Below are 22,874 nucleotides of genomic sequence, written 5' to 3' on the forward strand. Positions count from 1 at the left end.
CCGCGCGAACCGGGCCTATCTAGCCGTTTGGGCGCTCAAGTCAATGTCCCGCGACGAGCGGGATGGGATCGACCACGACCTGCCCGAGCCCGCGGGCGGCGAGCGCGGCCCGGAGCGGCGGGTCGAGCCCCTCCCCGCCCGTGAAGATCGCGAGGCGGCCGCCATGATCCTCGGGCACGGTCTCGTGCGCAGCCGGCCGATGCAGGACGTCGCGCATGCGCCGCGCGATCGCAGGGGCGGGGTCGATCCAGGTCACCGGCCAAGGGGCGAGGCGCCGGAAGCGCTCGAGAAGCAGCGGGTAATGCGTGCAGGCCAGCACGACCACGTCCGTCCGCCCGGACTCGTCCTCGACGAAGCAGGGCGCGAGCTCGGCCATGAGCTCCTCGTCCGACACGGGATGTCCGCGCAGCTCGGCTTCCGCAAAACCCGCAAGGCGGCGCGAGCCGACCAGCTCCACCCGGCATTGCGCGGCATAGGCCTCGACCAGCCCGCGCGTGTAGTCCCGCGCCACGGTGGCGGGCGTCGCCAGGATCGCGATGCGGCCGGACCGGGACGCGGACGCGGCCGGCTTGATGGCCGGCACGGTACCGATGAAGGGCATGTCGAACCGCCGCCGAAGATGCGGCAGGACGAGCGTCGAGGCCGTGTTGCAGGCGATGACCACGAGATCGGGCCGGTGGACCGCGACGAGGCGGTCCATCACGGCCAGCACGCGAGCCGTCAGCTCGCTCTCAGGCAGCCGGCCGTACGGAAAGCCGGCATCGTCGGCCGCGTAGACGAAGTCCGCGTCCGGCCAGGCCCTGACGAGCTCGGAGAAGACCGTCAGCCCGCCGAGCCCGGAATCGAAGGCGAGAATGGAGGGAATGCGGCTCGGCACGGTGATCGGCGTTTGCGAGGTTCCGGCGAGGAGGTCGGCGAACATGGCGGGAGACAGCCGAAGACAAGCTCCGGGAGCCTAGGCCCGCCCGGTTAACAGGACGCAACGAATGCGAGCAATCGCTTCAATGGAGCCGCGCGCTCGCCGAGAGAAGGTTGATCACGAGCACGCCCGCGACGATCAGCCCGATGCCCGCGATGGCCGGGGCATCGAGCCGTTGGCCGAAGCCGATCCAGCCGGCGAGCGAGATGAGGACGATGCCGATCCCTGCCCAGATCGCGTAGGCGATGCCGACGGGCATGCCCTTGAGGGCGATCGAGAGCGCATAGAAGGCGAGCGCATAGGAGCCCGCGCAGACGACGGACGGCACCAGGCGCGTGAAGCCGTGGGACGCGGCGAGCGCCGTCGTGCCGACGACCTCGCACACGATCGCGAACGCGAGCGCCGCGGCGCTCCATCCGGACATCCCCGAACCCTCAGCGGCGGTCGCGGTCGCGCTCGCGCTTGCGCTGCCGGGTCACGGGCATCTTCGTCGGCGCCGGCGCGGCCCGGACGACCGGAGCCGTCGCGGTGGCGTCCACCGGGCGGGGATGCTCCGCATGCAGACGCCGGATCGGCCAGGTGTCGCTCCAGCGCTGCATGTCCAGGAAGGCCGGATCGTTGCGCAGGGCGGCGAGGTCGCCCGACCCGTTGAAGGCCGTATCCGCCGCCATGTCGAAGGTCTTCCAGAAGGCGAGATGGTCGAGCGTGTCGATCGGGTTGCGGCCGAGCTGGGCGAGGAGGACGTGCTGCTCGCCCGACAGGACCATGTCGGCGGACCATTTCGGCTGCGGCACCCGCGGCGCCCGCGGATCCACGGGCGGATCGGGCTCGACCTTGATGCCGGCGGAATCATAGGCGGACATGGGCGAGCCGGGGCTCGCGAGCGTCGCCGACAGGCTCGGGAATCCATGGTCGTCGGAGGCGACCCGCATGAACAGCTTCTTGGTCTGCGGAACCTCGGATGCCTGGCGCAGGATGCGGCGCGAGGCGCGGTCGCTCGCCTGGAACTCGCGGTCGCCGATCATGGCGACGATCGAGGTCTGCGGATCCACCTTGGACAGGTCCGCGAGCTGGATGCCCCGCGACTTCTCGTCGGACGCGATCCCCCCGACCATGGTGATGAAGACGAGCTTCGGCACCGGCAGCCCGGCCGCGGCGGGATCGGCCGCGAGGTTCACGGCGACGCCGCCGCCGGCCGAATGGCCGAGATAGGCGAGCTTGGAGAGGTCCGGCTTCGCCTTGGGATCGTTCTCCAAGGCCGCCAGCGCGTCCTTGACGAGAGCCGTCGCATTCTTGGTCGCGTCGGGCGGGCGCGTCCGCCCGACCGTCTGGAACGCCGGATAGAGCACGAGATAGCCCCGGCGGACGAGGTGATCGATCCAGCCGCCATAGACGGAGGGGTTCACGGCGCCCCAGCCGTGCAGGAACACGACCACCGGCCGCGGCTGCTCCGGCTCCTTGGCGAGGTGGAACACATAGGTGACCGCGCTCGCTCGCCCGACCGAGCGCTTCACGACCTCCGCATCGGGGTTGTTGGCCCCGCCCGGCATTCCGGCCTTCGGCTGAGGCGGCGGGTTTGCCGCAAGGGCAGGGCCTGACAGCGCCAGGAGCGCAGCGAGACCGATGGCGAAACGCGTTTGCATTCGAGAGGCGATGGGTCCGTCGACGGGAGGCGCCCTCTTTAACAGAGATTGTCTGAAGGGTCGTTACGCTTTTCGCTTGCGCCGCAGCTCGGCGAGCGCGCGAATCGCCCCGCGCCAGGTCCGCACATCCTGTTCGGTCGGGCTCATCCGGTGGAACATGTCCCGCATGTTGCGGCTCATGACCGGCTTCTTGTCGGCCGGGTAGAACTCCGCCGCATCGAGCTCCGCCTCCATGTGTTCGAACAGGCCGATCAGGGACGCGCGGCTCGCCGGCGGCGCCGAGGGATTGGCGGCGAATGGCAGCGCAAGGCCGGTCCGGGCTCGCGTCCATTCATAGCCGACGAGCAGCACGGCCTGCGCCAGATTGAGGGACGCGAAGGTGGGATCGACCGGGAAGGTGACCAGCGCATCGGCGAGGGAGATGTCGTCGTTCTCCAACCCCGTCCGCTCGCGTCCGAAGAGGATGCCGACGCCCTGCCCGCTCCCGCCGCGCTCGGCGAGCTCGGCCATCGCCGCATCGGGCGCGAGGACGCGCTTCATCTGGCCCCGCGAGCGGGCGCTCGTCGCCAGCACGAAATGGAGATCGGCGACGGCTTCGGCCGTGCTCGGGTAGACCCGGGCCGCGTCGAGCAGGCCGGTCGCGCCGGCCGCGGCCGCCGCGGCGGCCGGGTTGGGCCAGCCGTCCCGCGGCGCGACGAGACGGAGCTCGCGGAGGCCGAAATTGGCCATGGCCCGCGCCGCCATGCCGATATTCTCGCCGAGCTGCGGCTCGACGAGGATGATCGCCGGCCCCTCGGGCCGGCCGGCTGCTCCGGGCATCGTCACGGCATCTCGATCAGGGCGCCGAGCTTGGCGGGGTCCGGATTGTGCCCGAGCTTCAGCCGCTTGGCTGCGATCACGGTTCCGTTGAGCTCTCCGCCGAACAGGAACATGGCCGCGAGCCAATAGAGGAACACGAGCGCGATCATGGCCGTCGCGAGGCCGCCATAGGTCGTGAAATACGCCCCCGAGAAGCTCTCCAGGTAGCGGCTGAAGGCGAGCCCGCCCAGGAGCCACAAGCCGAGCGTCACCATGATGCCGGGCAGGATGTCCAGGATCCGCCGCCGCCCCGCGGCGATGAACTTGTGCGCCACCGCGAGCGCCCCGACGATCAGGGTCGTGGCGATGCCATAGCGCAGGAATGCGATGGTCACGTCGAAAGGTTCGAGCGCGGGGAGCCGCGCGGATATCCACCGGTAGAAGAAGGGGCCGAGGACGACGAGGAAGGCGAAGCCGAGCATCGCGAAGGCCCCCAGGATGACGTAGGCGATGGATTCGAGCCGCGTGACCCACCAGGCCCTCACCTCGCGGATGCCATAGGCGCGGTTCAGGCCCACCCGGAGGCTCTCGACGCCCGAGGACGAGAAGTAGAGCGCCAGGATGGCGCCGAAGGTCACCACGTCCCGCCGGCTTTGGCTGAGGACGCTGTGGACCTCGTTCGCGATCGGGCCGGCGACCTCCTTCGGCCAGGCTTCGAGAATGATGTTGGCGGCCTCGTCCGCCAGCGGCGCCGTGCCGAACAGCGGCGCGAGGGCGGTCAGCAGGATCAGGAACGGGAACAGCGAGGTCAGCGCCGAGAGCGCAATATGACTCGCGATCGCCCAGCCGTCATGCAGCACGAAGCGCTGGAAGGCGAGCGAGAGGAGCTCGAGAAAGATGCGTGGACGGAACACGGTCGGCCTTCCGCGGGGCAGATGGCAGGAGGAGCCCGAGCGTGCAAGTCGGGAAGGCGACCGCGCTCGCCAGCGGCCCCCCGCTGCGCTATGCGCGCTCCGACATGCCGGCGCGCCTCGAAACGATCCTGATTCCCGGCGCGTTCGTGCTGATCTGGGCCACCGGCTTCGTGGTGGCCCGCCTTGTCGCGCCCTATACCGAGCCGCTGATCTTCCTCACGGTACGGTTCATTCTCGCGGCCGCGATCCTGGCGAGCCTTGCGCTGCTTGCAGGTGCGCCATGGCCGAAGGGCAGGCGCGGATGGCGTGACGCCCTCATCGCGGGGGTCCTCCTCCACGGCATTTACCTCGGCGGCGTGTTCTGGGCGATCGGGCACGGGCTGCCGGCCGGGATTTCCGCCCTGATCGCCGGCGCACAGCCGCTCCTCGTCGCCCTCCTAGCTCGCCCGCTGCTCGGGGAAATCGTCTCGCTGCGCCGCTGGGTCGGCGTTGCGATCGGCTTTGTCGGAATCACCCTGGTGCTCGGGCCGAAGATCGGCGGGGACGGCGGGTATCCCGCCGCGACGCTCGTCGTCTCCCTCTTGAGTCTCGCCGGGATGACCGCGGGCACGCTCTGGCAGAAGCGAACCGGCACGAAGTTCGATCTCCGCTCCGGGACGGCGCTGCAATATGTCGGCGCGGCCGTCGTGGTCGGGCTGGGAAGCCTTGCGACGGAGGAGATGCGCATCGAGCCTGCCCCTCCCCTGCTCTTCGGGATGGCCTGGTCGATCTTCGCTCTGTCGATCGGGGCGATCGCGCTTCTCCTCATCATGCTCCGCCGTGGCGCCGCCGTCGGCGTGTCGTCCCTGCTCTTTCTCGTGCCTCCCGTCTCGGCCCTGATGAGCTATGCGCTGTTCGGCGAGACGCTGAGCGGGATACAGCTCCTCGGAATGCTGCTTGCTGCTTTTGGCGTAGCGCTGGCCGCGAGAGCCTGACTACCGATCGGGATCAATCCGCGTATGGTGCGGCGCACATCGTTCGAGGGTCAGTCCATGTCCGCCGTTCCATCGTCCGCCCCGCCAGCCGAGGATCTGGTCTCACTCGCCCGGACGGCCGCCATCGACGTACAGGCGCTGGTCGCCGAGGCGGGGCGCCGGCTGCGCGATCGGCTCGTGGAGAACGGCCGGCTGTCGTCGGCTCGCCTCGATGCGGAGCAGCATGCCGCGCACGCGCTCGCCTGGCTTTCGACCTACGCCACCGCGATCGGCGAGCTCGCCTCCTATGCCGAGCGGATGAGCGCCGAAGGCCGGTTCGGGGAAACGGAATCGCTGCTCGTCCGCATCGGTCTCGGCGAGTACCTGGAGCAGGCCTTCTCGGGCATCCCGATGAGCCAGGTCGAGACGGCGCGGCTCGCCGATGTCGGCCTGCCTGGCCGTGAAGCCGCCCGCTTCCGCACCGACGCGATCGAGACCCTGATCGAGACCGGCAACACGGCCGAGAACCGGGCGCGCCTCGTCGAGCTGATCGGCCAGGTCGGCGTCGGCGTGATCGGCGATCCGGGGCTCGACGAGACGCTCGAGGCGATCCGCACGGAGATGCGGCGCTTCGCGGAGGCCGAGGTCGAGCCGCACGCGCATCATTGGCACCTGAAGAACGAATACATCCCCCTTCCGGTGGTCGAGCAGATGGCCGAGCTCGGCGTCTTCGGGCTCACGATCCCGGAGGAGCATGGCGGCATGGGCCTCTCGAAGGTCTCCATGTGCGTCGTCTCGGAGGAGCTGTCGCGGGCCTATATCGGCGTCGGCTCGCTCGGGACCCGGTCCGAGATCGCGGCCGAGCTGATCCTCGGCGGCGGAACGGAGGAGCAGAAGGCACGCTTCCTTCCCCGCATCGCGTCCGGCGAGCTCCTGCCGACGGCCGTCTTCACCGAGCCGAACACGGGCTCCGACCTCGCCTCGCTGAAGACCCGCGCCGTGAAGGACGGCGACACCTGGCGCATCCACGGCAACAAGACCTGGATCACGCATCCGGTCCGCGCCGACATCATGACGGTCCTGGTGCGCACGAACCCCGACGAGCCCGGCTACAAGGGCCTGTCGATCCTCATCGGCGAGAAGCCGCGCGGCACCGATGCCGACCCGTTTCCCGTGGAGGGCCTGACCGGCGGCGAGATCGAGGTCCTCGGCTACCGGGGCATGAAGGAATACGAGCTGGCCTTCGACGGCTTCGCCGTGTCGGCCAGCAACCTCCTCGGCGAGGTCGAGGGGCAGGGCTTCCGACAGCTCATGCAGACCTTCGAATCGGCCCGCATCCAGACGGCGGCCCGGGCGGTCGGGGTCGCGCAATCGGCCCTTGATGTCGGGCTCCGCTATGCGCAGGAGCGGCAGCAATTCGGGCGGCCGCTGATCGCCTTCCCGCGCGTCGCCGACAAGATCGCCATGATGGCGGTCGAGGTCCACATCGCCCGCCAGCTCACCTATTTTGCCGGCCGCTCCAAGGACGAGGGACGGCGCTGCGACCTCGAGGCCGGGATGGCGAAGCTGCTCGCCGCCCGCATCGCCTGGTCGGCGGCAGACAACGCCCTGCAGATCCACGGCGGCAACGGTTTCGCCCTCGAATATCCGGTGAGCCGCCTTCTCTGCGACGCCCGTATCCTGTCGATCTTCGAGGGCGCGGCCGAGATCCAGGCCCAGGTCATCGCGCGGCGGCTGTTGGAGAGCCAGTAGCCCCACCGCGCCCCGTCATGGCCGGGCTTGACCCGGCCATCTCCATCTCCGTCCCGAGATCCTCGGGTCAGGCCCGAGGACGGCGAGGGGCGTTGCCCGTCACTTCGTGATCTTCACCGAGACGGGGTCGCTCCCCGGGAACGTCTCGTCCACGGCGTGGTCGAGCTTCTCGTCGAGGTTCTCCTTGGAGTTCTCGGGCAGCTTGTGATCATTCGGGCTCGCCTTCGCGCCGAAGCCCGTCTTGCGATGGGCATCGGCCTCGCCCGATTTCTGCGTGTCCAGGTTCATAGGTCGTCTCCGGCCTGTTTCGTACGCAGGCAACGCGCAGCGGCCGGAACCGATCCCGTCCGCTCCCGGGCGGACGGCGAGCGCCTCAGGAGCCGATCGCCGCGCGGATGAGCTTCAGGGCGTCGGGCGAGGCCCATTCGGCCGGCCCGGACAGGCGGCCGAGCCGGCATCCATTCGCGTCCACCAGAATCGTCGTGGGCATGCCCTCCGCCAGCCCGGCGTTGCGCATCTCCTGGAAGATCTTCGCCTCGTGGTCGGTGTAATAGGCGAGGCTCCTGATCCCCGCCTGATCGAGCCAGGCTTTCGGGCGCTCGATGTTGCGCGTGTCGATATTCACCGCCGCGACCTCGAACCGCGCCCCCCCGAGTTCCGCCTGGAGCTTGTCCAGCGCCGGCATCTCGCGCTTGCAGGGCTCGCACCAGGTCGCCCAGAGGTTCAGGAGAACGGTCTGGCCACGGAAGCTGTCGAGATCGCGCCGGCTGCCGTCGGGAGCCATGAAGGAGAGGCTGGGAGAACGGACCGGCTCGCGCGAGACCTCGAAGGCGGCGACCTCCCCTTGCGCGAGGGGCCGCAAGCGCTCCAGCACAGGCGCGGAAGCCGAGCAGCTCGCCTCGGCGCTGTTGCCGGACAGCAAGCCAGTCCCGTATAGGCCGGCCCCTGCAGCTGCGAGTGCGAGCACGGCGATGCCGGCCAGGACGGGCCGGCGGCGAGGCGTGCGGGCGAGGGTTTTCGACATGTCTAACCGGATGTGGGGCGGGCGCTACGAGAGCGGCCCGGCCGAGATCATGGAGGAGATCAACGCCTCCATCGATTTCGACAAGAAGCTCGCGCCGCAGGACATCCGTGGCTCCCTGGCGCATGCCGCCATGCTCGGCAAGACGGGCATCCTGCCTCAGGCGGACGTCGAGGCGATCTCGAAGGGGCTCGAAACCGTCCGCGGCGAGATCGAGGCCGGCCAAATGACCTGGTCGCGTTCGCTCGAGGACATCCACATGCATGTGGAGAGCCGGCTGAAGGAGCTGATCGGCCCCGATGCCGGCCGCCTCCACACGGCCCGTTCCCGGAACGACCAGGTCGCGACCGACATGCGGCTCTGGATGCGCGACACGCTCGACGCCATCGACGGGCAGATCGCCGACCTGATGCTGGCCTTCACCGAGGCTGCCGCGGCGCATGCCGACCTCGTCATGCCCGGCTTCACCCATCTCCAGTCGGCGCAGCCCGTGACGTTCGGCCACCACATGCTGGCCTATGTGGAGATGCTGTCGCGCGACCGCGGGCGATTTGCAGATGCCCGCAAGCGCCTCAACGAATGTCCGCTCGGCGCCGCCGCGCTCGCCGGAACCTCCTTCCCGATCGACCGCCACATGACCGCGCAGGCGCTCGGCTTCGACCGTCCGACCGCGAACTCGCTGGATTCCGTCTCCGACCGCGACTTCGCCCTCGAGGCGCTCTCGGCGGCCGCGATCACGGCCGTTCACCTCTCGCGCTTCGCCGAGGAGATCGTCCTCTGGACGACGCCCCAGTTCAACTTCATCGCGCTGTCGGACGCCTTCACGACCGGCTCCTCGATCATGCCGCAGAAGCGCAATCCGGATGCGGCGGAGCTCGTGCGCGGCAAGACCGGTCGCGTCGCCGGCGCCCTGCAGGGGCTGCTGATGGTCCTGAAGGGCCTACCCCTCGCCTATGGCAAGGACATGCAGGAGGACAAGGAAGGCGCCTTCGACGCCATGCAGACGCTGTCGCTCTGCCTCGCCGCCACGGCCGGCATGGTGCGCGACATGAAGCCGAATGCGGAGGCGATGCGGAAGGCCGCGGGAGCCGGCTACGCCACCGCGACCGACCTCGCCGACTGGTTGGTCCGGGCGCTGGGCCTGCCCTTCCGGGACGCGCACCATGTCACGGGACGCATCGTCGGGATCGCGTCGGGCCGGGGCGTCGGTCTGGAGGACCTGACCCTCGCGGACATGCAGGGCGTCGAGCCTCGCATCACGGACGAGGTCTTCGGCGTGCTCGGCGTCGATGCGTCCGTGCGCAGCCGCCGCTCCTATGGCGGAACCGCCCCGGAGAACGTGCGGGAGCAGGCCGAGGGCTGGCTCCGCCGGCTTCGCGCCAGCGCCCAGGCCTGAGCAGTCTCGCCTCCGTCGTCGCCCTGTGCTTAAGCTGCGCGGCGACCGCCGGAACGATCCGATGACACGACAGATGCGCTCACCCGGACGAGGCCTGCTCGTCACCTCCACGGCGATCCTGATCGCGCTGGTGCTCTCCGGTTGCGGCCGGCGCGGGCCCTTGGAGCCGCCGGAGGCTGCGGGCGTCTCCCCGCCTGCGCAGACCACGGTTCCGGCGGATCCGCGGCTGCGGCGAAACCGGAGCAGCGCCGTCCAGGGCACCGCCCCCAGCACGGCCCTGTCCACCAGCCCGGCCGCCCTCGTCGAGGATACGCCCGAGGAGGACGAGAGCGAGACGGACATGCAGTCGGTCGTGCCCTCGCCCAACCCGACGCCCCGCAAGCGCAACCGCGCCTACGTGGTCCCGAACGAGCCCTTCATCCTCGACCCGCTGCTCTAGAAGGAAAGCGGGTCCAGACCCCTAGCCATGCACCATTTCCAGTACCGGCACGGCGTCCTCCACGCGGAGGACGTCGACCTGCGCGCGCTCGCCGACGAGGTCGGCACGCCGTTCTACTGCTACTCGACGGCGACGCTCGAGCGGCACTACCGCGTCTTCGCGGAGGCCTTCTCGGATACGGACGCGCTGGTCTGCTACGCCGTGAAGGCGAATTCGAACCAGGCCGTCATCGCGACGCTGGCGCGGCTCGGCGCCGGCACGGACATCGTCTCCGAGGGCGAGTTGCGACGGGCTCTCGCCGCGGGCGTTCCGGCGAACAAGATCGTGTTCTCGGGTGTCGGCAAGACCCGGGCGGAGATGGCCGCGGCGCTCGATGCCGGGATCCTCTGCTTCAACGTCGAGAGCGAGCCCGAGATGGAAGCCCTCTCCGAGGTCGCCCTGTCGAAGGGAAAGGTCGCGCCGATCTCCGTGCGGGTGAACCCGGACGTCGACGCCAAGACCCACGCCAAGATTTCGACCGGCAAGAGCGAGAACAAGTTCGGGATCCCGATCTCCCGCGCCCGCGACGCCTATGCGGCGGCGGGGCGGCTGCCGGGCCTGCGGGTCGCCGGCATCGACATGCATATCGGCAGCCAGATCACCGACCTCGCGCCCTACGCGAACGCGACCGAACTCCTCGTCGAGCTCGCCCGCGACCTCATGGCCGACGGCCACCGGCTGCACCATCTCGATCTCGGCGGCGGGCTCGGCATCCCCTACCGCCACGACGATCCCCCTCCCCCGGACCCGGAGGCCTTCGCGGCCGTGGTCAAGGAGAAGACCCGCGGCCTCGGCCTCAAGCTGGTCTTCGAGATCGGCCGCATGATCGCCGGCAATGCCGGGATCCTCGTGACGCGGGTGGTCTTCGTGAAGCAGGGCGAGAACCGCACCTTCGTGATCGTCGACGCGGGCATGAACGACCTCATCCGCCCGACGCTCTACGAGGCCCATCACGACATCGTGCCCGTCGCCGAACCCGGCGAGGGTACGGCCCGCATCAGGGCGGACGTGGTCGGCCCCGTCTGCGAGACCGGCGATTACCTCGCGCTCGGACGCGAGATGGCCGAGGTGAAGCCCGGCGACCTGCTGGCCGTCATGACGGCGGGAGCCTACGGGGCGGTTCAGGCCGGTACCTACAACACCCGCCCGCTCGTGCCCGAGATCATGGTGCGCGGCGACAGGTTCTCGGTCGTCCGGCCGCGCCAGACCTACGAGGATTTGATCGGCATGGACCGGCTGCCGAACTGGCTCTCCTGAGCCGGGCACACCGTACGGTAGGGGCCGCGCCCGTCCGCCGCGCTGGCCAGGGCCGCGAAAGCTGCTATCGTCGGCCGGTGAGCGCTTCTGCTTTTCCCAGGCCGAGATGCGCCTGACGCGCGGCTCGACCTCGACTACGCCTGCGAAACCTCCGGCGCGGGCACGGCTCGACGCGCTCGTCTCGGGCGCGAGCCGGGCGCTCCTGTGGGAGCGGCTCTGGCCCGCGCTCTGGCCGCCCATCACGGTTGTCCTCGCCTTCCTGACGGCGTCCTGGCTGGGGCTTTGGCTCGACCTCACGCCGCTCTGGAAGCAGGTCGGGCTCGCGGCTTTCGGCCTCCTGTTCCTGGCGTCGCTATACCCGCTTCTGCGTGTCCGTCCCCCGCCGCGCGAGGAGGCGCTGGACCGGCTCGACCGTGATTCCCCGGTCGGGCACCGCCCGGCGCGGAGCTTCGAGGACAGTCTCGCGCTCGGAACGGACGACCCGGCGAGCCGCGCGCTCTGGGATCTGCATCGCAAGCGGGCCGAAGCCGCCATTCGTCGGCTGGAGGTGGCGCCGCCCCATCCCAACATGCCCCGCCGGGATCCGCGCGCGTTTCGGGCAGCCGCCCTCGTCGCGGCCGTCGCGGCGCTGTTCGTCGCGGGCCCGGAAGCCGGACGACGGATCGGCGCGGCCTTCGACTGGCGCGGTCCCGCCGAAGCCGGCGCCATGTTCCGCGTTGATGGCTGGATCGATCCGCCGCATTACACGCGACTGCCGCCGCTGATGATCGACCTTGCGGCGGGCGAGCAGCACCTGAAGGCGCCTGTCGGCTCGACCCTCGTGATCCGAGTCGCCGGACGCGGTGAGGCCCAGCTTCAGCCCGGGCCGGGCCTTGCGCCCCTGAAGGGAGCCGACGACCAGAAGCCGGACCTCAAGGAGACTCGCTTCAAGATCACGGGCTCGACGGATCTCGGGATCAAGACCGGCCTGACCGGCGGGATGCGGCTCCTGGTCGAGGCGATCCCGGATCGCCCGCCAGAGGTCGCGATCGCCGGCCCGCCGGAGGTGAACGCCCGCGGGACCTTCTCCCTCGCCTACACGATGAAGGACGATTACGGGATCGGCAGCGCCGAGGGCCTGGTCGAAAAACCCGAAGGCGCCGGCCGCCGGTCGCTCGTCCCGCCGCCGCGGATCGCCCTCACGCTCCCGGCCGACCCGCGGTCCGGCGAGGAGACGAAGGCCGGGGTGGATCTCACGGCCCATCCCTGGGCCGGCGCCCGCGTGAAGATCACGCTCGTCGCCAAGGACGAAGCGGATCAGGAGGGCCGCAGCGCCACGATCGACTTCACCCTGCCGCAGCGTCCCTTCACGAAGCCGCTCGCAAAGGCGCTCGTCGAGCAGCGCCGCAACATCATCCTCGATCCGGACAACCGCCGGCCGGTCCAGATCGCGCTCGATTCGCTTCTCATCGCACCCGAGCGGTTCACGCCCGAATGGGGCGTCTTCCTCGGCCTGCGGGCGGCCTCGGATCGCTTCCGCCGTGCCCGGAACGACGCGGCCCTGACCGAAGTGGCCGATTGGCTGTGGGCCATGGCCCTGCAGATCGAGGAAGGCGATCTCTCGGATGCCGAGCGCGAGTTGCGGGCCGCGCAAGAGCGCCTGCGCGAGGCCATGGAGCGCGGAGCCGGCGAGCAGGAGATCGCGCGCCTCTCGGAAGAGCTGCGGCAGGCGATGGACCGGTTCCTGCGCGAATTCGCCGAGCGCATGCAGAACCAGCCGCAGGACAATCAGCAGCAGTCGTCGCGCGCGCTCGATCGCACGATCAGCCAGGACGACCTGAACCGCATGCTGAACGAGATGCAGGACGCGATGCGCCGGGGCGATATGGCCGAGGCGCAGCGCCTGCTCGACCAGCTGAAGAACATTCTCGAGAACCTCCGCACAGCCCGGCCGAACTCCCGCATGAGCGACCCGATGGCGCGCGAGATGAACCGCCAGATGGAGGACATGGACGACATGATCCGGGAGCAGCAGCAGCTCCGGGATGAAACCTTCCGCCAGGGACAGAACCGGCGCGACCGCCAGGGCACGCGCCAAGGCCAGCGGCAGCGCGGCCCGGGACAGCGGCAGCAGCCCGGGCAGCAGAGCCAGCAAGGTCAGGAGGGCGAGGAGGGCGAGCAGGAAGGCGCGGAGAACGGCCAGGAGGGCCAGGAGGGCCAGGGCCTGAGCCGCCGCCAGCAGGCCCTCCGCGAGCGCCTCCAGGAGATGCAGCGGCGCATGCGCGGGATGGGCATGCAGGGCGAGCAGGGCCTTTCGGATGCCGAAGGCGCGATGCGCGAGGCGGAGGGCCAGCTCGGCCAGGGCCGCGAAGGCAGTGCGGTCGAGAGCCAGGGCCGCGCGCTCGAAGGCCTTCAGCGCGGCATGCAGGGCATGGCCCAGCAGATGCAGCGCATGATGGGCCAGAACGAGGGCGAGGGTGAAGGCGGCGAGCCTACCGGGCCCGGCAATCCGCAGGGACGGGCCCAGAACGATCCCCGCAACGACGACCCGCTCGGCCGCCCCACCCGGAGCCGGGAATTCTCCGATGGTCGCGTCCGAATCCCGGGCGTCAACGAATCGGCCGTTGAACGGGCGCGGCGAATCCTGGAAGAGCTTCGGCGCAAGCTCGGCGACCCCACGCGTCCGCAGGAAGAGCTCGACTATTTCGAACGCCTGCTCCGGCGGAACTGAGTTTCAGGATCAAAGACTTTGTCAGGATCGAGCCTTCTGGTTCTTCTCGCCACGCTCGCCGTCGCCGGCGTGCTCCTGCTCGGCCTGGTCAACATGATGCGGGGCGGCCCGGCGCAGAAATCGCAGAAGCTGATGCGCCTGCGCGTGATGCTGCAATTCGCCGCGATCGTGCTGATCATGCTCGTCCTGTGGTGGCGCGGCGGGTCCGGTTCGTAGACAACGCGTCCGGTACCCTGCCGAACCGAGACGAAGACCGATGGTAGCGCTCAATCGCATCTACACGCGCGCCGGCGACGGCGGCCGCACCGCTCTCATCGGCGGCGAGACCCGGCCGAAGCACGATCTCAGGGTCGAGGCATACGGGACCGTGGACGAGACGAACGCCACGATCGGTCTCGCCCGCCTCCATACCGGCGCCGATCCGGAGCTCGACCGGATCCTCGCCCGCATCCAGAACGACCTCTTCGATCTGGGAGCGGATCTCGCCACGCCCCAGGTGGAACGGAAGGGCCGCGAGGATCTCCGCGTCGCGGACGCGCAGGTGGAGCGGCTCGAGGCCGAGATCGACGCGATGAACGACGGGCTGGAGCCGCTCCGCTCCTTCGTGCTCCCTGGCGGGTCGCCGGCATCGGCCTACCTGCACCTCGCCCGCACCGTCTGCCGGCGCGCGGAGCGTCTCGTGACCGCGCTGGCCGCCAAGGACGACGAGTTCGTGTCCCCCACCACCATCAAATACCTGAACCGGCTCTCGGACCTGCTCTTTGTCGCCGCCCGGCACGCGAATGGTCGCGGTGCGGCCGACGTCCTCTGGGTCCCGGGGCAGAATCGCTAGGCTGGGCAGGGCTCTTCGCGTTGCTTTCGTGCAGTGGCGCCTTTACCGTCCGCCCCCTTTCGTGATTGAGGGTCCGGCAAGCGGCGGCAAGGCCGAAAAGCTGCGCGCCCATTTCACAGGTCGAGATCGAAGGACGTATCTCCGATGAAGGTGCTCGTGCCCGTCAAGCGGGTCATCGATTACAATGTGAAGGTTCGCGTGAAGCCGGACGGCTCCGGTGTCGAACTCGCGAATGTGAAGATGTCGATGAACCCCTTCGACGAAATTGCCGTCGAGGAGGCGATCCGGCTGAAGGAAGCCGGCAAGGTCACGGAGATCGTCGTGGTCTCCATCGGCCCGCAGCAGGCGCAGGAGACGATCCGCACCGCGCTCGCCATGGGGGCCGATCGCGGCATCCTGGTGAAGACGGACCAGACCGTCGAGCCGCTCGCCGTCGCCAAGCTCCTGAAGGCCGTGGTGGCCGAGGAGAGCCCGCAGCTGGTCATCCTGGGCAAGCAGGCGATCGACGACGATGCCAACCAGACGGGCCAGATGCTCGCCGCCCTGCTCGGCTGGCCGCAAGGCACCTTCGCTTCGAAGGTGGAGCTGGCCGACGGCTCGGTGGATGTGACCCGCGAGGTCGATGGCGGCCTGCAGACGCTGACGCTGAAGCTCCCCGCGATCATCACGACGGACCTGCGCCTGAACGAGCCGCGCTACGCCTCGCTGCCCAACATCATGAAGGCGAAGAAGAAGCCGATCGCCGACACGAGCCCCGAGACGCTGGGCGTCGACATCGCGCCTCGCCTGAAGGTGCTGAAGACCACGGAGCCGGGTGGCCGCAAGGCTGGCGTGAAGGTCGGCTCCGTCGCCGAGCTCGTGGAAAAGCTGAAGAACGAGGCGGCCGTCCTCTGACGGCTACGCGGACAGGAACGGATAGATGACAACGCTGCTCGTCGCCGACCACGACAACGCGTCCGTGGCCGATGGAACCAAGAAGGCGCTGACCGCCGCCAAGGCGCTCGGCGCGCCCGTCCATATCCTCGTTGCGGGCTCGGGCTGCCAGGCCGCCGCTGACGCCGCCGCGAAGCTCGAGGGTGTGGAGAAGGTCCTCCTCGCCGATGACGCCCGCTACGGCCATGCGCTCGCCGAGCCTCTCGCCGCGCTTATCGTGTCGCTCGCCCCGCAATATGACGCGCTCGTCGCCGCCGCGACGACCACGGGAAAGAACGTGATGCCCCGCGTCGCCGCCCTGCTCGACGTGATGCAGGTCTCCGACGTGACCAAGATCGAGTCGGCCGACACCTTCGAGCGGCCGATCTATGCCGGCAACGCTCTCCAGACCGTCCAGGCGACGGATGCGAAGAAGGTGATCACGGTTCGCACCGCAGCCTTCAAGGCCGCCGGCGAAGGTGGCTCGGCTGCCGTGGAAGCCGTCTCCGGCGGCGAGGATCCGGGCGTCTCGACCTTCAAGGGCGAGGCGATCGCTCACAGCGAGCGGCCGGAGCTGACCGCTGCGAAGATCATCATCTCGGGCGGACGCTCGCTCGGCTCGGTCGACAACTTCAAGACCTATATCGAGCCGATCGCGGACAAGCTCGGGGCCGCCATGGGCGCCTCGCGCGCTGCCGTCGATGCGGGTTATGCTCCGAACGATTGGCAGGTCGGGCAGACCGGCAAGGTGGTCGCGCCCGACCTCTACATTGCGGTCGGTATCTCCGGGGCGATCCAGCATCTCGCCGGGATGAAGGATTCCAAGGTGATCGTCGCCATCAACAAGGACGAGGAAGCCCCCATCTTCCAGGTGGCGGACTACGGACTGGTTGGCGACCTGTTCAAGATCCTGCCCGAGCTCGACCAGGAGCTGGGCAAGACGCAACGCTGACCGGGCGCTCGCAAAGCGAGGCAGGTGAAGGGGATCATGGCTACAGAGATCAAGACGGTCGGCATCATCGGCGCGGGCCAGATGGGCAACGGCATCGCCCATGTCTGCGCGCGGGCCGGGCTGAACGTCCGCCTGAACGATCTCTCCCTGGACCGCATCAACCAAGGCCTCGCCACGATCAACGGCAACCTCGCGCGGCAGGTGTCGCGCGGGGCCATCACGGAAGAGGACCGCAAGGCGGCCCTCTCCCGGATCACGCCCGCCGAAACCTATGAGGAACTCGGCAGCTGCGAGCTCGTGATCGAGGCTGCGACCGAGGACGAGAAGGTCAAGCGGGCGATCCTCCAGAAGCTGTGTCCGGTCCTGCGGCCGGAGACCATGATTGCGACGAACACCTCGTCGATCTCGATCACGCGCCTCGCCGCTTCCACCGATCGGCCCGAGAAGTTCATCGGCATCCACTTCATGAATCCCGTCCCGGTGATGCAGCTCGTCGAGCTGATCCGGGGCATCGCGACGGAGGAGCCGACCTTCGAATCGGCCTGCGAGCTGATCGCCAAGCTCGGCAAGACCTCGACGGTCGCGGAAGACTTCCCGGCCTTCATCGTCAACCGCATCCTGCTGCCCATGATCAACGAGGCGATCTACACCCTCTACGAGGGCGTCGGATCGGTGGACGCGATCGACACGGCGATGCGGCTCGGTGCGAACCATCCGATGGGCCCGCTGCAGCTCGCCGACTTCATCGGCCTCGATACCTGCCTGTCGATCATGCAGGTGCTGCACGAGGGCCTAGCCGATTCGAAGTACCGGCCCTGCCCTCTCCTGGTGAAGTATGTCGAGGCCGGCTGGCTCGGCCGGAAGACGAAGCGCGGCTTCTACGATTACCGCGGCGAGCATCCCGTCCCGACGCGCTGAGCGACCCCGCGGTTAACCGCCCCGAAAGCTGCCGCGGCAAGGATCGGGGCATGTCCCTCTCGCCTGTCTCGCTCGCGGCCTCCCTCGTCACCATGCAGGGCGCCGCGACCGGCCAGGCGCTCGCGACCGCCATGGTGAAGCAGCAGGCCGATGCGGAAGCGTCGGTCGTGGGCCTCGTCGAGCAGGCGCTCGAGGCCACGAAAGGCGCCGCAAGGCCGCCTCCCGGCCAGGGAACCCTGATCGACGTCAGCGTCTGAGTCAGTCGACCCAGAGGCCCCGTGCGCGGTGCCAGTCCTCGATCGACTGCTCCGGATACTCATCGAAGGTGGTGTCGCCCTCCCCGATCGCCGGCACGACCCAGTTCGCCTTGTAGCGCAGCATCATATGAACCCGCTCCGGCGGCACCGGGAGCGGCGTTTCGATCGCGGGTGCGAAGGGATGGACGAGTTCGCTCCAGCGCTCGTCGTAGAGCCACAGGGCCGAGGCGCAGCGACGGCAGAAGTGCCGCTGGCCCTCGCTCACCTCGCAGCGCCCGTCCTCGCCCACGATCTCGGCCCGGTAGATCCCGAGCGCGTCGCGTCCCTCGACGACGAGAGAGGCCGAATCGGCTCCGAGATTGATGGCATAGCCGCCCCCGCCGGCCGTCTTGCGGCAGATCGAGCAGTAGCAGAGCTGATAGGGCTGGGGCGTGTGGGTCGCGACGGAGAAGCGGACTGCCCTGCAGTGGCACGATCCGACGAGCGTGAGGGACATCGTTTGGTCTCCTCCAGTCACACCTTGTGAATGCGGCAACTCTGCCGATCCGGGAAAGCTTCACAACCCCGTCATGAAAACGGTAGATTGCCCGCAGTGCGAGCCCCGTGGCCTCTCATCCAACCGGAGGAGGTGTTTTGACGGTTCACGTGCAGCCTACTGTGAACGCCGAAGCGTGCCCGGCGCTGGTGCTCAACGCCGATTACCGACCGCTCAGCTACTTTCCCCTGTCGATCTGGTGTTGGCAGGACGCGATCAAGGCGGTGTTTCTCGACCGCGTGAACATCGTGTCCGAATACGACCGGATGGTGCGAAGTCCCTCCTTCGAGATGCGACTTCCCTCCGTGGTGTCCCTGAAGACCTACGTTCAGCCCGCCCGCAACCCCGCCTTCACCCGCTTCAACGTCTTCCTTCGCGACCGCTTCACCTGCCAATATTGCGGAGCGCGCGACGAACTCACCTTCGACCACGTCATTCCCCGGTCCAAGGGCGGCCTCACGACCTGGGAGAACGTCGTCGCCGCATGCTCTCCCTGCAATCTGAGAAAGAGCGACCAACTCCCCCGCGACGCCGAGATGTGGCCCCGGCAGGCACCCTACGCGCCCGACCTCCACGACCTGCATCGGGCAGGACGCCACTTCCCACCGAACTTCCTGCACGAAAGCTGGCTGGACTACCTGTACTGGGACACCGAGCTGGAGCCCTGAGCGCGCGCTGCCCCGAGCACCGCCAGGCCCGCCAGGGCAAGCGAGACGAGCGCGTTCCAGCCCGCGAGCGAAAGGCCGAGAAAGCGCCAAGCCGCCTCCGTGCAGCTCACCACGCGCACGTTGTTGAGGGATTGGAGGAAATCCCCGACGGCACCCGGCGCGGCGCCGCTCCCTCCCCCGCAATCAGAGGGCCCCAGGAACCAGCCCCACTCGACACCGGAATGGTAGGCGCCCAGGCCCGCGCTGACGAGGAACACCAGCGACAGGACCAGCAGCCCCGGCCGCAGCAGCCCCTGCGGCGCGAGGGCGACCAGGATCGCGAGCGGGATGCCCCAGTAATACGGCTGGCGCTGGAGCAGGCACAGCTTGCAGGGGACCAGCCCGAAGACGTGCTCCGATACCAGCGCGCCGCCAATCGTCGCCAGCGCGACGAGGACGATCAGGACCGCGATCGCCCGTGGCGTCAGCCGGTCGATCATCGTCGGGCTCAGTACAGGAACTTGATGGCGGCGAAGCCGCCGATGACGAACACGACCAGAAGGGCCGCAACGGCCCCCAGGTGCCGATCGAGAATGCCCCTGATGATATCGCCGTAGCGCCCGAGCAGCGCCGCCACGAGCGCGAAGCGGGCGCCGCGCGTGATGAGCGACAGGATCGTGAAAGCGAGCAGATCATAGCCCGCGAAGCCGGACGTGATCGTCACGAGCTTGTACGGGATCGGCGTGAAGCCCTTCAGGAGGATGATCCAGGCGCCATATTGGGCATAGGCGGCGCGGAACGCCTCCGCCCCGGCCTCGAGGCCGTAGAGCTGGAACAGCCACTTCCCGACCGAATCGTAGAGCAGCGCACCGATCGCATAGCCGAGCAGGCCGCCGGCCACGGACGTCACCGTGCACAGGGCAGCGTAGAACCAGGCCCGCTTCGGGCGCGCCAGCGCCATCGGGACGAGCATCACGTCCGGCGGAACCGGGAAGAACGAGCTTTCCGCGAAGGACACCGCGCCCAGCGCGTAAGGCGCGCTCGGCCGCGCCGCGATGCCGAGCATCCAGTCATAAGTCTTGCGCAGCATCCGGCCTCTGCCCACGAACCAGCGCGCGACTTTGACCACAGCCCCGCGAAGCTGGCCAGAGCAGCACGGTCGCAGTCGCCCCGTGAGATCCGACCGGCCTTCACCTCACTTCGCGCCGGGGTGAGACTGGCCTACCTAAATGCGCCGTTCAGGCACAACGCCGAGAAACAGACGCAGAAGTCGGGAGTAAATTCGCGGGCGAGGGCAGGCTTGAAAATCCAAGAAGGACAGAACAGCGCCTGAGCCCGCAGCGCTCGCCACTCAGAAAAATCCCGACCCATCGTTGTGGGCCGGGATCTAAGTTTCCTCAGATTGCTCCACGTGTCCCGCCCGAATGATGCTTCGGAACACGCGCCATTCCCGCTCCGTCCAGCACAAATGTCAAGTCAATGACATTCATTTCTAGAATAATTTGCGCCTTCTTGTTGATGCTAGCTGACATTTTCTGGCCGTTATATTGGCAAAAACATGGCGCTCGTCGACATAAAGCTGCACCAATGAACCATCGCTACTGATAACGGCAACGCAAAATCTGCCGCTGCCCGCTGTCATGCGAAGCGAACACGGCCAGGCGAGATTGGGCCTCAATCAAGCGAGAGGGCCCAGCGTTGCCGCCGGGCCCTCGTTTCCGAGTTTCTCGCGATCAGAACGTGTTGAACTTCCAGTTCACGCCGGCGCGGACGACCACGAACTCGTCGGCAGTCCGCTGGCGATTGCCCGCGACGAACACCGGAGTGACGACCCCGCCGATGGACGTTGCGCCGACGAAGTTGCCGGCCCGGTTACGGTCGAGGCTCACGTAGAGTGCCTCGATCTTGCCTGTCCAATTCGGCGTGAAGGCGTATTCCACGCCACCACCGGCAGTCCAACCCGTGCGGATATCGTTGAGGTTGCTGCCGCAGGCGACGGCGCCGAGAGCCGTCGCACAATTGATGTTCGGCCCGTCGCCGTACGCGAAGCCGCCTGTCCCGAATACGAGCAGGCGATCCCAGGCGTAACCGACACGCCCGCGCACCGTGCCGAACCACTCGATACCGCCCGCGCGGTTGTTGATGGCCGGAGCGAATATCCCTCCGCCAGGAATAATCGGAGGAGGCGCAAAAATCACCGTGCCGGCGCGATTACCGGCCAGGTCTGCGCCCTGGATGTCAGCTTCGAGACCGATGACGAAGCTGCCGATCTGGTAATTGTACCCGATCTGACCGCCGCCAACGATGCCATCCTGGTTGTTGTTGCCGCTGAGCGTTACCGTTCCGGCATAGCCGCCGAGCGGACCCGGCAGGCCGCCCGGAGCGATCGTAACGATGCGGTTTCGGTCGCCATTCACGCCGAACCCGCCGCCGATGTTCACACCGGCGTAGAAGCCCGTCCAAGTGAAGACGGGAACGGCCACGTAGGGCGGTGGAGCGGCGCGGGTCGGCAGGTCAGCAGCGAAGGCCGATGCTGAGATGCAGGTAAGCGCCGTTGCGGTGAGTAGCTTTAAACGCATGGAGCCCTCTCAGTTGCTACGCTTCCATCCTGCACCCAAATCCCGTTTCGATCTGGTGTATATCGGCAACATCAGGCCCTCAAATTATGAACTCACCAATATACGAAAGGGGTACTCCCTTTTTCCATCCTGCCTTCATGACGATTAGCATGACGATCTATTTTCTGTAACCGACTTCTATACGCGCAAGACGCCGCTTCATGCAGCCGGAAGCACCGCGAAGTCAGGAGATATTCGAGACCGTCGGACTGTTCTCCGCAGCGCTCCACCCGCCTGGGCCGTCTCGCCGCCGGGGCATTGGGACCGTTGCCGCCGCAAGTTGAGGTAGGACCATTTACGGCCTGGACGCCGAACCGGATCGATCCTCAAGCTTCCGACGATGCATCCCCAACGGCCCAATCTCAAGGACGTCGCGCGCCTCGCCGCGGTGGACGTCTCGACCGCGTCCCGCGTTCTGAATGGCAGCGCGACGCAGCGTGTCAGCGACGAGACGCGGGCGCGGATCATCAAGGTCGCCGAAGCTCTCGACTATCGGCCCAACTCCCTGGCTCGCGGTCTGCGCACGTCGCGGGTGTTTGCACTCGGGATCGTTGTGCCGCAGCTCGACAATCCGGTGTTCTCCTCCGCCATTCGCGGGGCCGAGCTGGCGGCGAGCGCACTCGGCTACTCGCTCATCATCTCGCACCGCGATCCGGGCAGGGCAGCGGAAGGCGAGTACAAGCGGCTCACGGGCGCGCACCGGGTCGACGGACTTCTGGTCGCGAGCCTCGACGAGGATCGCGGCCTGATCGAAGCGCTCGAGGATACCGGCGTCCCCTTCGTGCTCATGAACCGGCGTATCGGAAGCGCTCCGGCCGTGGCCCTCGACTCGGAGGAAGCCGCCCGGGTCGGGGTCGAGCACCTCCTCAAGCTCGGACATCGCCGCATCGCCCATCTCGCGGGCCGGCTCGAAGGGTTCAACGGCCGGGCACGCCTTGCGGGGTTCCAGGCGGGGCTGAAGGCGTACGGGCTGCCGTTCGATCCGGATCTCGTGGAGGCTGCGGGCTACACGGTCGAGGGCGGCAAAGAGGCCATGGAGGCGCTCCTGGCCCGCCTCCATCCGAGGCCGACGGCCGTGCTCGCCGCAACCGTGGTCTCTGCCGCCGGGGCGCTCGCGGCCCTCCACGAAGCCGGCCTGGGCATCCCATCGGACGTCTCAGTCGTCGCCATTCACGACGCCCCCATTGCCGCAATGATCTATCCGGCACTGACGACCGTCCAGACCCCGACGGAAAGCATGGGCGCCCGGGCTGTCGAACTCCTCGTTCGTCTTATCGGGGGTGAGCATTTGGACGCTCCCCCCCTTCTCGCGCCGAACGGCCTCATTCTGCGCCGATCCACAGCCCCTCCCCCGAGCTGAAG

Annotated in this window: 25 protein-coding genes; 14 read left to right on the plus strand and 11 right to left on the minus strand. The window is 68.3% G+C overall.

The annotated features are described in order from the left end of the window. Positions 1 to 40: 40 nt before the first annotated feature. The 5 genes from murI to ACO2SS_RS21315 all read right to left on the minus strand — a co-directional run bounded on the left by murI (position 41) and on the right by ACO2SS_RS21315 (position 4,274). Positions 41 to 922 carry a glutamate racemase gene (gene murI / locus ACO2SS_RS21295; RefSeq protein WP_423279833.1) on the minus strand — a complete coding sequence of 294 codons (882 nt, stop codon included), beginning with the start codon at positions 920 to 922 and terminating at the stop codon, positions 41 to 43. A 79-nt stretch (positions 923 to 1,001) separates the two neighbouring features. Beyond that, complete coding sequence (locus ACO2SS_RS21300) at positions 1,002 to 1,343, minus strand: DMT family transporter (protein WP_423279834.1); 342 nt, start codon at positions 1,341 to 1,343, stop codon at positions 1,002 to 1,004. A gap of 10 nt (positions 1,344 to 1,353) precedes the next feature. After that, positions 1,354 to 2,562, minus strand: a complete 1,209-nt coding sequence (locus ACO2SS_RS21305) for an alpha/beta fold hydrolase (protein WP_423279835.1) — start codon at positions 2,560 to 2,562, stop codon at positions 1,354 to 1,356. A gap of 63 nt (positions 2,563 to 2,625) precedes the next feature. Further along, positions 2,626 to 3,381: an RNA methyltransferase gene (locus ACO2SS_RS21310; protein ID WP_423279894.1), complete on the minus strand. Its 756-nt coding sequence runs from the start codon at positions 3,379 to 3,381 to the stop codon at positions 2,626 to 2,628. A 2-nt stretch (positions 3,382 to 3,383) separates the two neighbouring features. Next, positions 3,384 to 4,274 carry a YihY/virulence factor BrkB family protein gene (locus ACO2SS_RS21315; RefSeq protein ID WP_423279836.1) on the minus strand — a complete coding sequence of 297 codons (891 nt, stop codon included), beginning with the start codon at positions 4,272 to 4,274 and terminating at the stop codon, positions 3,384 to 3,386. 41 nt (positions 4,275 to 4,315) lie between these two features. Here ACO2SS_RS21315 and ACO2SS_RS21320 point away from each other — a divergent pair, with 41 nt between their 5' ends. Then, complete coding sequence (locus tag ACO2SS_RS21320) at positions 4,316 to 5,248, plus strand: DMT family transporter (protein WP_423279837.1); 933 nt, start codon at positions 4,316 to 4,318, stop codon at positions 5,246 to 5,248. Positions 5,249 to 5,305: 57 nt separating this feature from the next. Next, positions 5,306 to 6,979 (plus strand): acyl-CoA dehydrogenase family protein, encoded by a 1,674-nt coding sequence (locus tag ACO2SS_RS21325; RefSeq protein ID WP_423279838.1) that lies wholly within the window; start codon positions 5,306 to 5,308, stop codon positions 6,977 to 6,979. 99 nt (positions 6,980 to 7,078) lie between these two features. Here ACO2SS_RS21325 and ACO2SS_RS21330 read toward each other — a convergent pair whose 3' ends face one another. Both ACO2SS_RS21330 and tlpA read right to left on the minus strand, forming a co-directional pair. Further along, positions 7,079 to 7,267 (minus strand): hypothetical protein, encoded by a 189-nt coding sequence (locus ACO2SS_RS21330; RefSeq protein ID WP_423279839.1) that lies wholly within the window; start codon positions 7,265 to 7,267, stop codon positions 7,079 to 7,081. An 85-nt stretch (positions 7,268 to 7,352) separates the two neighbouring features. Then, positions 7,353 to 8,003, minus strand: a complete 651-nt coding sequence (gene tlpA / locus ACO2SS_RS21335) for a thiol:disulfide interchange protein TlpA (protein ID WP_423279840.1) — start codon at positions 8,001 to 8,003, stop codon at positions 7,353 to 7,355. Between tlpA and argH the strand changes: the two genes are divergently transcribed. From argH to ACO2SS_RS21385, 10 genes are all read left to right on the plus strand, one after another. Continuing rightward, positions 8,002 to 9,396, plus strand: coding sequence for an argininosuccinate lyase (gene argH, locus ACO2SS_RS21340; protein WP_423279841.1), 1,395 nt, complete (start codon positions 8,002 to 8,004; stop codon positions 9,394 to 9,396). The two genes, tlpA and argH, sit on opposite strands and share 2 nt — an antisense overlap. Before the next feature lie 61 nt (positions 9,397 to 9,457). Continuing rightward, positions 9,458 to 9,835 (plus strand): LPS translocon maturation chaperone LptM, encoded by a 378-nt coding sequence (lptM, locus tag ACO2SS_RS21345; protein ID WP_423279842.1) that lies wholly within the window; start codon positions 9,458 to 9,460, stop codon positions 9,833 to 9,835. Positions 9,836 to 9,862: 27 nt separating this feature from the next. Beyond that, positions 9,863 to 11,131, plus strand: a complete 1,269-nt coding sequence (gene lysA, locus ACO2SS_RS21350; protein ID WP_423279843.1) for a diaminopimelate decarboxylase — start codon at positions 9,863 to 9,865, stop codon at positions 11,129 to 11,131. 106 nt (positions 11,132 to 11,237) lie between these two features. After that, positions 11,238 to 13,841 carry a TIGR02302 family protein gene (locus tag ACO2SS_RS21355; protein WP_423279844.1) on the plus strand — a complete coding sequence of 868 codons (2,604 nt, stop codon included), beginning with the start codon at positions 11,238 to 11,240 and terminating at the stop codon, positions 13,839 to 13,841. An 18-nt stretch (positions 13,842 to 13,859) separates the two neighbouring features. Further along, positions 13,860 to 14,057: a twin transmembrane helix small protein gene (locus ACO2SS_RS21360; RefSeq protein ID WP_423279845.1), complete on the plus strand. Its 198-nt coding sequence runs from the start codon at positions 13,860 to 13,862 to the stop codon at positions 14,055 to 14,057. Positions 14,058 to 14,097: 40 nt separating this feature from the next. Further along, the gene (locus ACO2SS_RS21365; protein WP_423279846.1) at positions 14,098 to 14,673 is read left to right on the plus strand and encodes a cob(I)yrinic acid a,c-diamide adenosyltransferase; all 576 of its coding nucleotides are present in this window, start codon (positions 14,098 to 14,100) and stop codon (positions 14,671 to 14,673) included. Positions 14,674 to 14,817: 144 nt separating this feature from the next. Next, positions 14,818 to 15,567, plus strand: a complete 750-nt coding sequence (locus tag ACO2SS_RS21370; protein ID WP_423279847.1) for an electron transfer flavoprotein subunit beta/FixA family protein — start codon at positions 14,818 to 14,820, stop codon at positions 15,565 to 15,567. A gap of 25 nt (positions 15,568 to 15,592) precedes the next feature. Beyond that, entirely contained in the window at positions 15,593 to 16,537 is a 945-nt protein-coding gene (locus ACO2SS_RS21375; RefSeq protein WP_423279848.1) for an electron transfer flavoprotein subunit alpha/FixB family protein, read from the plus strand. 36 nt (positions 16,538 to 16,573) lie between these two features. Continuing rightward, positions 16,574 to 17,455 carry a 3-hydroxybutyryl-CoA dehydrogenase gene (locus ACO2SS_RS21380; RefSeq protein ID WP_423279849.1) on the plus strand — a complete coding sequence of 294 codons (882 nt, stop codon included), beginning with the start codon at positions 16,574 to 16,576 and terminating at the stop codon, positions 17,453 to 17,455. Between the two features lie 50 nt (positions 17,456 to 17,505). After that, complete coding sequence (locus ACO2SS_RS21385) at positions 17,506 to 17,712, plus strand: hypothetical protein (RefSeq protein ID WP_423279850.1); 207 nt, start codon at positions 17,506 to 17,508, stop codon at positions 17,710 to 17,712. A gap of 1 nt (position 17,713) precedes the next feature. Here ACO2SS_RS21385 and ACO2SS_RS21390 read toward each other — a convergent pair whose 3' ends face one another. Next, a complete protein-coding gene (locus tag ACO2SS_RS21390; protein WP_423279851.1) occupies positions 17,714 to 18,208 on the minus strand; it encodes a GFA family protein in 495 nt (164 codons plus the stop codon). Positions 18,209 to 18,345: 137 nt separating this feature from the next. Here ACO2SS_RS21390 and ACO2SS_RS21395 point away from each other — a divergent pair, with 137 nt between their 5' ends. Then, positions 18,346 to 18,915, plus strand: a complete 570-nt coding sequence (locus ACO2SS_RS21395; protein WP_423279852.1) for an HNH endonuclease — start codon at positions 18,346 to 18,348, stop codon at positions 18,913 to 18,915. Here ACO2SS_RS21395 and ACO2SS_RS21400 read toward each other — a convergent pair. From ACO2SS_RS21400 to ACO2SS_RS21410, 3 genes are all read right to left on the minus strand, one after another. Then, positions 18,882 to 19,394, minus strand: a complete 513-nt coding sequence (locus tag ACO2SS_RS21400; RefSeq protein WP_423279853.1) for a disulfide bond formation protein B — start codon at positions 19,392 to 19,394, stop codon at positions 18,882 to 18,884. The two genes, ACO2SS_RS21395 and ACO2SS_RS21400, sit on opposite strands and share 34 nt — an antisense overlap. A gap of 8 nt (positions 19,395 to 19,402) precedes the next feature. Continuing rightward, on the minus strand, positions 19,403 to 19,984 hold the full coding sequence (locus tag ACO2SS_RS21405) for a YqaA family protein (RefSeq protein ID WP_423279854.1): 582 nt from the start codon (positions 19,982 to 19,984) through the stop codon (positions 19,403 to 19,405). 643 nt (positions 19,985 to 20,627) lie between these two features. Beyond that, on the minus strand, positions 20,628 to 21,473 hold the full coding sequence (locus ACO2SS_RS21410; RefSeq protein ID WP_423279855.1) for an outer membrane protein: 846 nt from the start codon (positions 21,471 to 21,473) through the stop codon (positions 20,628 to 20,630). A 379-nt stretch (positions 21,474 to 21,852) separates the two neighbouring features. Here ACO2SS_RS21410 and ACO2SS_RS21415 point away from each other — a divergent pair, with 379 nt between their 5' ends. Continuing rightward, the gene (locus ACO2SS_RS21415) at positions 21,853 to 22,872 is read left to right on the plus strand and encodes a LacI family DNA-binding transcriptional regulator (protein ID WP_423279856.1); all 1,020 of its coding nucleotides are present in this window, start codon (positions 21,853 to 21,855) and stop codon (positions 22,870 to 22,872) included. Positions 22,873 to 22,874 lie beyond the last annotated feature (2 nt).

The organism is Enterovirga sp. CN4-39 (assembly GCF_049446235.1).
Classification (GTDB): domain Bacteria; phylum Pseudomonadota; class Alphaproteobacteria; order Rhizobiales; family Beijerinckiaceae; genus Enterovirga.